This is a genomic window from Fictibacillus arsenicus (assembly GCF_001999465.1).
Classification (GTDB): domain Bacteria; phylum Bacillota; class Bacilli; order Bacillales; family Fictibacillaceae; genus Fictibacillus; species Fictibacillus arsenicus.
Genome location: NZ_MQMF01000001.1, coordinates 1138398 through 1150726 on the forward strand (window position 1 = coordinate 1138398; position 12329 = coordinate 1150726).

Here is a 12329-nt window from a genome sequence, read left to right on the forward strand (position 1 = left end):
ACCGCACGCTAAAAATTACTAGCATGCAGTCTCACTTTTTTCTATCATTCTTTTATTATAGTTTTAATCCTGAACGGCTCTTAAATCTTCTTAAAAGAATATGCGATTCCACTCTGGAAATCCCTTTGATTCCATAGAGTTCATTGTTTATGAATTTCTCCAGTGACGGAAAGTCTTCTACTAATACGTGCATATGTAAAGTACTCGGTCCTGTCATCTGATAGCAGCTGGCCACACTTGGATTATTCACAAGTTTTTCAGCTACTTTTACGAGGTATGCCGGTTCACAGTCTACTTCGAAAAACGCTGAAACTGTTTTACCAGCCGCTTCTGAATCTATAACGACGCTGAACTTTTCAATAACACCTGCTTTTCTCATCTGGTTTACTCGTTCACGAACGGAAACCCGTGAAAGGTTCAGCTCTTTTCCGATTTCTGCATAAGACATTCTTCCATCTTGAGTCAGCAGCTCTAATATTTTTCGATCTATATCATCTATTTTCAATAAAATCACCACGTTTACTTTGAATGAATTCATTGTAAGCGTTATTTTCTAAAAATTCAAATAGGGTTCCCAGCATCCGATGCACCCAGCTGTGCTACAACAGTTTTAAAGGCTCTGTTTTTTATAAAAATATGGATAAAAGCCAATAAAAACCTAGGGAGGATGACTTATTTTGTGAAAAAACCGAAAAATGTTATAAAACAGTAGTTGCAAAATATAATCTGTTATAATACAATGCATTATAATCAAATCAAACAAAAAAACAGGAGGAATTTAAAATGAAAAACTATCTTGAGCTTCACTTCAATATTCCAAAGAAGACTTGTACAGAGTGTGGGTGTGTAATCGAGGAGCAGCATGAATCTTATCTTTATGAGTGCGAACGCTGTATCGGTAAACACGAAAGGTAAATTTTTTTTACACATACTGTTATACAACAATTAATATCTGTTTCATCTGTTCAATAACATAATCAGAAAGGAATGTCGCTAAAAGTGAAAATTGACACGTCAAGTCTTCATGTAACAGGAAATACCCCGCCCGAATATGAAAAGATCTTAACACCTGGTGCAATTCTCTTTTTAAAATCACTGCATCTGCAATTCAATTTAACTCGAAAAGAACTTTTGAAAAAGCGCAAGATCAAACAACAGGAAATTGATTCTGGGGTATTCCCCGCCTTTCTGAGTGAAACAGAGCATATCCGCAACGGTAATTGGACGATCGCTCCACTTCCTCAGGATCTTCAAGACCGCCGGGTTGAAATTACTGGACCTGTTGACAGAAAGATGATCATTAACGCTCTGAATTCCGGTGCAAAAGTTTTCATGGCTGACTTAGAAGACTCCAACTCACCGACTTGGGAAAATACAATTGAGGGTCAGATTAACCTTAAGGACGCGGTCAACCGTACAATTTCTTTTGAAGGAGCTAACGGGAAAAAATACGAGCTTGGACCAAATCCAGCTGTACTAATCGTTCGTCCCCGCGGCTGGCATTTAGAAGAAAAACATATCGTTGTCGATGGTGAACCGATGTCTGGGAGTTTAGTAGATTTTGGACTTTATTTTTATCACAATGCAAAAACGCTGATCGAAAACGGTTCTGGCCCTTACTTCTATCTTCCTAAAATGGAAAGCCACTTGGAAGCACGCCTCTGGAATGATGTGTTCATCTACGCGCAGGAACAACTGGGCATTCCAAGAGGAACAATTAAAGCAACTGTACTAATCGAGACGATTGTTGCAGCGTTTGAAATGGATGAGATTTTATATGAATTGCGCGACCATTCAGCTGGCGTGAACTGCGGCCGTTGGGATTATATTTTCAGCTATATTAAGAAGTTCCGCAATCAGCCACACGTAATTTTGCCTGACCGTTCGCTTGTTACGATGACTGTACCATTCATGCGGTCGTATTCACTTCTTGCGATCAAGACTTGCCACAAGCGGAATGCACCTGCAATCGGTGGGATGGCGGCACAGATTCCGATAAAAAATGATGAGAAAGCAAATGCGGCTGCTTTTGAAAAAGTGCGTGCTGATAAAGAACGCGAGGCAACTGACGGCCATGACGGGACATGGGTTGCCCATCCGGGACTCGTACCGGTTGCGATGGAAGTATTCGACCGTATCATGCCAGAGCCGAATCAGATCGACCGCAAACGTGAGGATGTCGTTGTAACAGCTGACGATTTAGTGGCAGTGCCAGAAGGTGAGATTACGGAAGAAGGATTGCGCGTCAACATAAGTGTGGGCATTCAATACATCGCTTCATGGCTGAGAGGTAAAGGCGCAGCCCCGATCAATCACCTTATGGAAGACGCAGCTACGGCCGAAATCTCAAGAGCCCAAGTGTGGCAATGGATCCGCCATCCGAAAGGCGTTCTAAGCGATGGCCGTAAAGTTACTTTCGAGCTGGTAGAGGAACTAAAGTTAGAAGAAGTTCAAAAATTGAAGCAGCAAGTGAGTGAGGATTCATTCAATAAAGGTCGATTTATGGAAGCAGTCGGACTGTTTGATGAACTGATACGTGAAGATGAGTTTCAAGATTTTCTTACTAACAGAGGTTATGACATTTTATAAATCATATGCTTCGTGGCTTTTGAAAGAAGTTGATTTCCGTTACAGGTGCTCGCTTTCCGCGGGGTGTGCGGTGAGCCTCCTTGGCGCTATGCACCATTAAGATGCTCACCTGTCCCACTGATCCCGCAGGAGTCTCGCACCTTTCACTACAATCAACTTGTCATTGAAGAAAATGTAAGCAAACTTTTAAATAACAGCCAAAAATAAAACCATTAAGGAGAGGGACTAATGATTAATTCACGTGTGGAGAAGCTTAAGGAAATGTGGAAAAATGAGGAGCGCTGGCAAGGGGTAAGCCGCCCTTATACAGCGGAAGAGGTTATCCGTTTGCGCGGATCGATCGATATTGAACATACCCTTGCAAAACATGGATCCGAAAAATTCTGGAACATGCTTCAAAATGAAACATATGTAAACGCTTTAGGGGCTTTAACGGGGAATCAGGCGGTTCAGCAGGCAAAGGCAGGTCTGAAAGCCGTATACTTAAGCGGTTGGCAGGTCGCAGCAGACGCCAACCTTTCTGGAAACATGTATCCGGACCAAAGTTTGTATCCGGCGAACTCTGTGCCACACGTGGTAAAACGCATTAACTCTGCTCTTCAGCGCGCAGATCAGATTCAGCATCTAGAAGGCGGAAATGAAGTGGATTACTTCTTGCCAATTATAGCGGACGCCGAAGCCGGGTTTGGCGGGCAACTGAATGTGTTCGAATTAATGAAAGGCATGATCGAGTCAGGCGCTTCCGCTGTTCACTTTGAAGATCAGCTGTCTTCTGAGAAAAAATGCGGTCATCTTGGCGGAAAAGTGTTGCTGCCGACGCAAACGGCGGTTCGAAATTTGATTTCTGCTAGATTGGCAGCTGACGTGATGGGTGTTCCGACTGTGCTGATCGCCCGTACGGACGCTGATGCGGCTGACTTAATTACAAGCGACATTGATCCGGTTGATCAAGAGTTTATTACAGGCGAGCGTACAGCTGAAGGCTTTTATCGCACTAAAGCTGGCCTGGATCAAGCGATCGCGCGCGGTTTGGCTTATGCGCCATATGCAGATTTGATCTGGTGCGAGACATCTGAACCAAACCTGGAGCAGGCTCAAAAGTTTGCAGATGCGATTCATGAACAGTTCCCTGGCAAACTATTAGCCTACAACTGCTCGCCGTCTTTCAATTGGAAAAAGAAGCTGGATAATGCGACGATCGAAACATTCCAACAGCAGCTTGCGGCTATGGGCTACAAGTTCCAGTTCGTAACTTTGGCTGGCTTCCACGCGCTAAACCACAGCATGTTTGAATTGGCAAAAGGCTACAAAGCTCGTGGAATGGGTGCATATTCCGAGCTGCAACAGCGGGAGTTTGATAGTGAAGTGGATGGCTATACAGCAACACGCCACCAGCGTGAAGTAGGAACAGGCTACTTTGATGAAGTAACACAGCTCGTTTCCGGTGGTACTGCATCTACAACAGCATTGAAAGGATCTACAGAAGAAGATCAATTTCAACAGCAAGAAGCCTAACCTGTTATATAGATAGAATAAGTGGATAGGAGAAATATAAATAAAGGACAGGAGTCGAGTGGCTCCTGTCCTTTTCAGGTTTTTACAAATTTGAAGGGGACAGACCCGGGTCTGTCCCCTACTATTTTACTATTACGCCTTCACATCGCGCTTTTGGAAGACGGTGAACGTGATGGCGAGCATCACCGCTGTATAAATCGCTAGCATGCTGATGGAAAACGGCAGAGTTAAGTCTTCAATAAGCTGGTTTTGCCCATCAATCAGAGTGCTGAGGTCCATGTTTGCAAACAGCGTGTAGATGATCCAGTCTTTTGTAGCGAGCAGCATCACGATCGTGTTTCCTGCAAACATCGTAAACATTGCAACACCGATCGCGACCGAGTTACTCATGAAGAGCGTGGAGATCATGAACGACAGTGCGACAAGTGCGGTCAGTTCAATAAATTCCACACCAATGTTCGCAAATACATATTCGACAACTGTTCGTTCTCTTACTTCCTGAGTGTCTGTTACGACGAGGTATGTTTGGTCGATTCCGCCAAATCCATAGGCGAGACCGCCGACGAGCCAAGTTGTTGCAATCACCACAAGCCACATCACAAATGCAAATCCTAGAGTAGCTAAAAACTTCGACAATAAAATCTTCCATCTGCTGTACGGACGGATCAGCAGCATCTTAATTGTTCCTTTTGAGAACTCGCTTGAAACGATATCACTCGCAACAACGATTACGAACAACCCGATTAAAGATGAGATTGGCGCCATCTCTTTCATGAACTTCCATGTGGTTTTTTCATATGGTGAGATGTCATTCTCAATGGCATATTCGTTCTGCTTGATATTGGATTCAAGCATATCGATATAAATTTCATTCTCGTTATTTTTTTTAGCATCTTCCAACGCTTTCTTGTCATCTTCAAGCGTCCGAGTTATGTCTTGCTTCCAGTTTTCGTTCACTTCAGTATCAGTCGCCACCTTATCGTAAACCGCGACACCGATAATTATTAAAATAGGAAGTGCGATAAAAATCCATGTTCTGATTCTGCTAAAGATCTTAATCCACTCATTCGTTAACAGGGACAGCCACTTCATTCAGATCGCCCCCTTTCTTGGTCATCTCTAAGAATCGCTCTTCAAGCGTCTTCGTTTTGCGTTGGATACCTACAACGAGAACTCCCGCTAAAACGAGCTGTTTGTTTAATCCGGCGATCGATTTCAAATCCGCTACCTGAACGATCAGTTCGTTTCCACTTTCCGTCACATCCAGCTCAGGATTCATATCTGAAAGAACCTTCTTCGCCTCATGAACATCGCCTTCGATCTGGAAGTGAACCTTCACATCTGCTTCATCTTCCTGGTTCGTGATTTCATCAATTCGAACGAGTTTACCGTGCTGAATGATGGCAACGCGGTCACACATCATCTGCATCTCAGCAAGCATATGAGAGGAAACGATAACGGACGTCCCGTTGTTTGCCAGCAGACGCAAATAGTTTCTCAAATCATAAATTCCTTGTGGGTCAAGTCCATTTGTTGGCTCATCCAGAATCAGCACGTTCGGCTTATGTAAAAGTGCCTGCGCTACACCAAGGCGCTGCCTCATCCCGAGTGAATACGTCTTTACTTTGTCGTGAATCGCATACTCCAGGTCTACAAGCTTAATTACTTCATCAATTCTTTCCTTCGTAACGCCAGGCATGATTCTCGCATACTGCATCAAGTTTTTGTAGCCTGACATAAAATCATAGAGCTGCGGGTTTTCAACGATCGCCCCAACTTGCTCCATCGCTTTTTCATAGTTTCCGCGGACATTGGTGCCGTTTATAAAAACATCACCGTCCGTGATCGAAATCAGGCCTACAATCATACGAATCGTAGTGGTCTTCCCTGCACCGTTTGGCCCGAGCAATCCAAAGATCTCGCCTTCTCTGACAGAGAAAGATAAATCATCAACGATCGTTTTGCTCTTAATCTTTTTCGTTAAATTTTTGAGTTCTAGCGTATGTGTCGTCATAGTTCCTCCTATCCTATCCCTCTAACATATCCTGCAATAATAGATACGCATATGAACGTACAATGGTTTCATAAATTTGTAAATAAACCCAATTATAGGGGTGGGGGTAGGGGTCTGACCCCTACCCCCACCCCTATGCGGTCATTTTTTTCTGCTGTTCTAGTTTAGTTAATCTAGTTGATATAAAGACACCCAAAATGACAAACACTCCGCCTAACGCTTGGTACCAGGCGAGTTTTTCATCAATAAACAATACCGCAAAAATCGCTGCGAACACCGGAATCAAGTTAAGAAATATTCCGGCTTTATTTGGCCCCACTCGTTCTACAGCCGTGTTCCATGACATAAATGCAACAATAGAGGCAAAAACACCTGTATAAAGGATTGTTAAAATGGATCCTGCAGACCACACAATTTCAGTCGTTCTCGCCTCCTGTATAAAGAAAGGAAGCAGAATAAATATACCAAGAACCATCGAGACTGCAAAGGTACTATATCCTGGTAATTTTCCAGCGTTTTGTTTTACCAATAGTGAATAAATGCTCCAGCAGATAACAGCAGCAATCACAATCATATCCCCTGCGTTAAATGAAAACTTCAGCAAGACATCAAGTGAACCTTGAGAAATTATAATAAGAAGCCCCGCCAAAGACAGCACGGTTCCGATGATCTGGTTCCGGTTCAACCGTTCGCCCAACATGAAAAAGGATAGTATATAGATAATAATCGGTGTTGAAGTATTCACAAGTGATGCGTTTATGGAAGTCGTGTAATGAAGAGCAATATATAAGAGCGTGTTAAACCCAGCAATCCCCGTAAGCGCCATAAGGAGTACAATCGGCCACTTCTTTTTCACTGTCGGCCATTCTTTTTTAAGCAATGGCCACACGAACGGCAGAAAGATAAGGAAAGCCGTGCACCACCGCAAAAAGGACAGTGAAACAGGCGGCAAACTGCTTGTAATCGCCCGTCCAATCACGAAATTGCCTCCCCATATTAAAGTAGCTACCACTAGCAGTACGTATGGATTCACTTTTTTCATCGTTGAACTCACCGCTTTTCTGTAGATTAAGTCTATTTAGCGTGCAATAAGGTCTAATACGAATAAATTAGGTCTATTTAGAATTAATTAAGTCTTCTTAGAGACTAATTAGGTCTAAATGAAAATATATAGGTCTTTCGACAAATCTATTTTATTCCTCCCACTATATCAATTTTTGAATAATAGCGGTAATCGTTCTGCTTATCTTTAGTAAAATTAGTCAATTCGCCTTAATCTTAAAATTCCAAGCTTTTTCTCTTTAAAAATTCTTCCAATAAGGTACAATTGATACTAAAATCATTTTAATACTTTACTTCGTTAAGTAAAAGCAGAAGAAAGAAGATGACATGATGAAACCATACCGAACGTATTTGATATTATTCTTTGTTATGATCGCGTGGGGTTTGAACGTATCGGCGACCAAAATTCTTGTTACGAACTTTTTGCCTGTTACCATCACGGGAATCCGTGTGTTAACCGCTGGATTAACCGTATTTCTGCTTCTTTTTTTAATAAAAAAAGTTCGACGGCTGACTAAAAAGGAATTCTGGTACGTTTTTGTCGCCTCCTTTTTTAATGTTGTTGCCCATCACTATTACTTGTCGATCGGTCTAACAGGAACAACTGCGACCAACGGCGGATTAATCATGGGAATGTCGCCGCTCCTTACGACGATTCTGGCTATCCTTTTTATCGGTACACCTTTAACGCCACTAAGAGGAATTGGCCTCCTGCTAGGGTTCACCGGCGTGGCTTTCATCGTCCTTGAAGGCAGTGAGGTTACAGGGATTTCGTTCGGCGATGCTTACATTCTTTTATCAGTACTTACTCAAGCGGTAAGTTTCATTCTGATCAAACGTGTGGCGCACACGCTCGATCCCCGCTTGATGACCGGCTACATGATGGTCATTGGCTCGCTGTTCTTGATTGTGATCGGCTTATTCGAAGAACCTGAAGGGTTTGCAGGAGTGGCTGCAAATTCAACAGTGTCATTATGGCTGATTTACTTTGCTTCTGCCTGTATTGCAACAGCCGTCGGGCACATGCTTTATAACGAGGCAATCGGGAAAATCGGAGCATCCGAGGCATCCATCTTCATTAACTTAAATCCATTCTTTGCACTAGTCGGTGCCTCTTTATTCTTAAATGAAAAAATCGGATTTCAGCACATATTAGGCTTTTTGCTTATCATTTCAGGGGTTCTATTAGGATCTGGTGCTGTTGAGGAGATTAGGGCTCGGCGGATCAGAAGGAAAGAACAGTACGGGATATAAAAATAATCTATTATTAGTTAAAAAAGCAAAACCAGCAGGAGCACTCTCACTCCCGCTGGTTTTTTATTATTTATCGTGCTTCTTTCACAAAAATCTCAACTTTTTCACTTTCATTCCTAGCTAAATCAGCTGCACTTACATAAATAACAGCATGATTTTTCTGTTTTTCCATATTTACTAGGAAGTTCCCTTTTTTATCTGCTGCAGCGGAGGCAACTACATTCCCGTCAGCATCTTTTATATACACGATTGATCCAGCCTCTGCCGTTCCAGCAACAGTTTCCTTCGTCACTTTCGTCACAACTGGTGCTTCAGGAGCCGTTTTGTCTGTTACAGTTACAGCTGTCGCTTCAGATTGGTTGCCAGCAACATCAGTAGCTGTTACCTCAAGTTCAGTTCCAGCTTTTTGAACTGGAATTTCAACTGTAAAAATCCCATTTTCAGCCGCTTGCCCCTCTGCCAGCCATTCACCGTTTACAGATATAGCAACCGTTGAAAGTGGTTCCGCTGTTCCATTTACCATTGTATCTTTATCACTAACTTCATCAACAAATGGTGCATTCGGTGCAACAGTATCGTTATTCACTAACAACTTGCCGAAATCTGCTGGGTAGTCATCTGCGCTGTAAGTGTACGTTGCTTCGTTTCCAGCTAAATCGAAAATCCAAATCCGTTTAACTATCCATTCTCCGTGCTCTGCATCATCAGGAACCGGGATTGTAATATGCATTAATCCGCTCTCATCTAAATAATCGGTGCTTCCCGCCAATGTTTGTTCTCCGCTTGGACTTACAAGCTCCACCTCAACAAACGCCGGTACAGTTTGAGTATCTTCTGCATAGACCGTTAATTGCGCTTCTTCGTTCCCTTTTACCTCAGCCTTTTGGAAAACTACTTTATCAATTGTTGCAGGTGTTTCGTCAAAGACCGAATTTTCAACCATAAATGTATCAAATGACTCAGGATAGTTTTCAGCCGAATAAGCAGCATCTAAAACATTTCCTGCAAAGTCTTTTGCGATGATTTGAGAAACTCTCCATTCACCTGGTTCTGTGAATGGTGGAATGTAGACCTCACCTACAAAATTACCTTCTTCATCAGGATACAGATATGAATTGGTTTTTCCTTTACCAGTTGGACTGGTCAAGAAGATTTCAATACTCTCTACTCCGCTGTTTTCATCCGTCGCTTCGATTCTAACCACATTTGACTCTTCAGCCATTACTAAATCTCTTTCAAACATAACACTTTGAACAACAGGAGGAATCGCATCTTCGTTATCATTCACAACGTTAAATGTACCAAATTCAGAAGGATATTCTTCTTCATAAAACAATTGATCTGAATTTCCCGCATGATCTTGTGTAATTACATTTAACACTTTAAATGTTGAATTCTTTATATACGAAGGAATAACGAAACTGCCTGTCCAAGTTCCATCTTCATTCTGATAACTGCTATCTACACTAAAGGTTTGTCCAAACTCGTTCGTTAAACCAACGTACAAGATGTTAATACCAGATAGATCATCTTCAGCCTTTATAAGGATTGTGTTTTCTTGGCCCGTATTCACACTTTCATTTAAAAACTGTATACCAGAAATTGTTGGGGGTGTTGTATCAGGGCTGTCGTTTAGAACTTGAATAGTGCCAAAGGAATCAGGGTATTCACCCATATAGTCATCCCAGTTATATTGATTTCCTGCAACATCACCTGCATAGACCCAGTCCACTTTCCACTCACCTGGATCTGTGTATTGCGGGACCCACCATGTGGCTTCAAACGTTCCATCTTCTGTTTTCACAAAATCAGTCACGTAATCGTAGCCACGTCCTGCTGTATTGTATAAGCCGAGTGTAATCCACTCTACTCCTGTATCATCACTCGCTGAAACTGTAATTTTTGTAAAATCGCCTGCTTGAACTTGTTCTTTTTCAAAAGTAATAGCATCCACAGTCGGAGCTGTTACATCTACTTCTTTCACTTCATTCAATATCGTAAAATCATAATTCTCAGGCTGATCGATTTGTTCACGCGTAAAAGTACTGCTGTTGTAGCTGTCATCGTATAAATAAATGCTTTGAAGCTGCCACGTTCCAACTTCGTCAAATGAAGTAGCTGTAAAATGGCCTGTCCAATGATCCGGACCAGATAGTTCGACTACCCGCTTATCCCCATTCGGAGATAAATACGTAAGGCGTGCTTCTAGCATAAAATAAGCCGAATCCAGTGCGTAAAGATCAAACCAGACTTGTTCGTTTATTTTCGCTTCTTGCGGACTTACCGATAAGCTTTCATAAATCGGATAGTCTTCGTTTGCAAAACTAGTAAAAGGAAAAATACTAAACATTAATACTGCCATTAAAAATAATGAACTGAATTTCCTTTTCAACTCTTTCTTCTCCCCATTCCATTCAAAATTACTGCTTCATTATCATACAATAATTACTGGAAAAATAAAGATATATTTTGATAATTTTAGAAAATAGTTCTAGCTTACTAAACAACATAAAAAAGGTGCTGCCGAAACACTTCAGCAGCACCCTTACTAATCTATTTTTTTATAGAAGCAGATAAGCGAGTGGTGTCGCTAAAATTAACGCCAGCACCGTCCGCTGGAACCAGATCAGCACAAGCTTCGGCAAACTCACCGGAATTTCTGTAGACAGTACACACGGAATGCTTGCTGAAAAGAACAGGATAGAAGCTACAGAAACGACCCCGATTACAAACTTCGTAACGAGTGCCGCTTCAGCAACAAGCAATGCCGGCAGGAACATCTCAGCAACACCGATTGAAGCTGCTTTTGCTGCGAGCATCGCATCCGGAAGCTGCAGCGCCCATGTGATTGGATAGAACACGTAGCCGATCCAGTCAAAAACAGGCGTGTATTCTGCTAATAAAAGTCCGATCAGACCGACGCTCATAATGGAAGGCAGTATGCTCATCGCCATCACGAAGCCGTCTTTTAAGTTGGACCAAATGTTCGTCAAAAATGCAGGTGCATTTTGTGATGAATCTATCGCGCTTCTCCATGCGGTTTGGAGATATTTTTCGCTTACTACTTCCTCCGGCTGACCTTCCCCACCTGAATACGTATCATCCATTCTGCTTAACGGACGGATTCGAACAGTGATCGCAGTTACGAGGAATGTCACAACTAGCGTCGTCCAGAAGTACGTGTTCCACATTTCCATCAGACCGAGCGTGTTTGCCACAACGATCATGAACGTTGCAGAAACGGTAGAAAACCCTGTCGCGATAATAGCCGCTTCTTTTACCGTATACTTCCCTTCTTTAAAAACACGGTTCGTGATGAGCAAGCCGATCGAATAGCTGCCTACGAATGAAGCAACCGCATCAACCGCTGACCTGCCCGGTGTTTTCCAGATCGGCCGCATGATTTTTTGTACTAGAACTCCGATGAACTCCATCAGACCATAACCAACGATAAACGCTAAGAACACCGCTCCTAGCGGAACGAGCAACCCAACCGGAATCACGAGTTTTTCGAATAAAAACGGCCCCATGTTCGGATCGCTCAGCCAGCCTGGTCCCCATTCAAAATAAAGTAGGACAGCTGCGATCAAACCCACAACTTTTAACAGGGAGAACGTGGTTGTTACTCGGTCTTTGTTCCACGTTTTCTTGTAGAAGGGATAAACCGCTCCAAGGAGAATGACGAGCAATGCATAGAGTGGTACTGCTTCACCTGCTTTATCCCTTACCCAGGTCACAAGGTGATCGAGCGGAATGGACGACTTTCCTTTGACCGTAATCGGAATGAAGAACATGAAAATACCAACTGCACTGAACAAAAGAAATTTTAAGGAATGAGACCAGGAACCCGCAGTTTTCATTTCTTTCAACTCCCTTTCCGTTTGATAAGCCCGCC

General features: G+C 42.6%; 10 protein-coding genes. 4 read left to right on the top strand and 6 right to left on the bottom strand.

Annotated features, from left to right (window positions below):
• Positions 1-55: 55 nt before the first annotated feature.
• On the bottom strand, positions 56-505 hold the full coding sequence (locus UN64_RS05595) for an Lrp/AsnC family transcriptional regulator (protein ID WP_077360515.1): 450 nt from the start codon (positions 503-505) through the stop codon (positions 56-58).
• 278 nt (positions 506-783) lie between these two features.
• Here UN64_RS05595 and yhfH point away from each other — a divergent pair, with 278 nt between their 5' ends.
• From yhfH to aceA, 3 genes are all read left to right on the top strand, one after another.
• The gene (gene yhfH / locus UN64_RS05600; protein WP_077360517.1) at positions 784-915 is read left to right on the top strand and encodes a protein YhfH; all 132 of its coding nucleotides are present in this window, start codon (positions 784-786) and stop codon (positions 913-915) included.
• A gap of 84 nt (positions 916-999) precedes the next feature.
• Positions 1000-2589 carry a malate synthase A gene (aceB, locus tag UN64_RS05605; protein WP_425590090.1) on the top strand — a complete coding sequence of 530 codons (1590 nt, stop codon included), beginning with the start codon at positions 1000-1002 and terminating at the stop codon, positions 2587-2589.
• A gap of 228 nt (positions 2590-2817) precedes the next feature.
• The gene (gene aceA / locus UN64_RS05610) at positions 2818-4104 is read left to right on the top strand and encodes an isocitrate lyase (protein WP_077360521.1); all 1287 of its coding nucleotides are present in this window, start codon (positions 2818-2820) and stop codon (positions 4102-4104) included.
• Between the two features lie 132 nt (positions 4105-4236).
• Here aceA and UN64_RS05615 read toward each other — a convergent pair whose 3' ends face one another.
• The 3 genes from UN64_RS05615 to UN64_RS05625 form a co-directional block, all read right to left on the bottom strand.
• Positions 4237-5196 carry an ABC transporter permease gene (locus tag UN64_RS05615; RefSeq protein ID WP_077360523.1) on the bottom strand — a complete coding sequence of 320 codons (960 nt, stop codon included), beginning with the start codon at positions 5194-5196 and terminating at the stop codon, positions 4237-4239.
• Positions 5168-6118: an ABC transporter ATP-binding protein gene (locus UN64_RS05620; protein ID WP_077360525.1), complete on the bottom strand. Its 951-nt coding sequence runs from the start codon at positions 6116-6118 to the stop codon at positions 5168-5170. Before UN64_RS05620 ends, UN64_RS05615 begins: the two co-directional genes overlap by 29 nt.
• Positions 6119-6251: 133 nt before the next feature.
• Positions 6252-7160, bottom strand: a complete 909-nt coding sequence (locus UN64_RS05625; protein ID WP_077360527.1) for a DMT family transporter — start codon at positions 7158-7160, stop codon at positions 6252-6254.
• Positions 7161-7510: 350 nt separating this feature from the next.
• On the opposite strand from UN64_RS05625, the gene UN64_RS05630 reads away from it, so the two are divergent.
• On the top strand, positions 7511-8434 hold the full coding sequence (locus UN64_RS05630; protein WP_077360529.1) for a DMT family transporter: 924 nt from the start codon (positions 7511-7513) through the stop codon (positions 8432-8434).
• A 70-nt stretch (positions 8435-8504) separates the two neighbouring features.
• On the opposite strand, the gene UN64_RS05635 is transcribed toward UN64_RS05630, so the two are convergent.
• Together UN64_RS05635 and UN64_RS05640 are read right to left on the bottom strand one after the other, a co-directional pair.
• Positions 8505-10826, bottom strand: a complete 2322-nt coding sequence (locus tag UN64_RS05635) for an Ig-like domain-containing protein (protein WP_077360531.1) — start codon at positions 10824-10826, stop codon at positions 8505-8507.
• Between the two features lie 169 nt (positions 10827-10995).
• Positions 10996-12294 carry a YjiH family protein gene (locus UN64_RS05640; protein ID WP_077360533.1) on the bottom strand — a complete coding sequence of 433 codons (1299 nt, stop codon included), beginning with the start codon at positions 12292-12294 and terminating at the stop codon, positions 10996-10998.
• Between the last annotated feature and the right edge of the window lie 35 nt (positions 12295-12329).

Bases quoted from the DNA above. Each gene is read 5' to 3' on its own strand.
- yhfH (WP_077360517.1), top strand. From the start codon at position 784: ATGAAAAACTATCTTGAGCTTCACTTCAATATTCCAAAGAAGACTTGT.
- aceA (WP_077360521.1), top strand. From the start codon at position 2,818: ATGATTAATTCACGTGTGGAGAAGCTTAAGGAAATGTGGAAAAATGAG.
- UN64_RS05615 (WP_077360523.1), bottom strand. From the start codon at position 5,196: ATGAAGTGGCTGTCCCTGTTAACGAATGAGTGGATTAAGATCTTTAGC.
- UN64_RS05620 (WP_077360525.1), bottom strand. From the start codon at position 6,118: ATGACGACACATACGCTAGAACTCAAAAATTTAACGAAAAAGATTAAG.
- UN64_RS05625 (WP_077360527.1), bottom strand. From the start codon at position 7,160: ATGAAAAAAGTGAATCCATACGTACTGCTAGTGGTAGCTACTTTAATA.
- UN64_RS05630 (WP_077360529.1), top strand. From the start codon at position 7,511: ATGAAACCATACCGAACGTATTTGATATTATTCTTTGTTATGATCGCG.
- UN64_RS05640 (WP_077360533.1), bottom strand. From the start codon at position 12,294: ATGAAAACTGCGGGTTCCTGGTCTCATTCCTTAAAATTTCTTTTGTTC.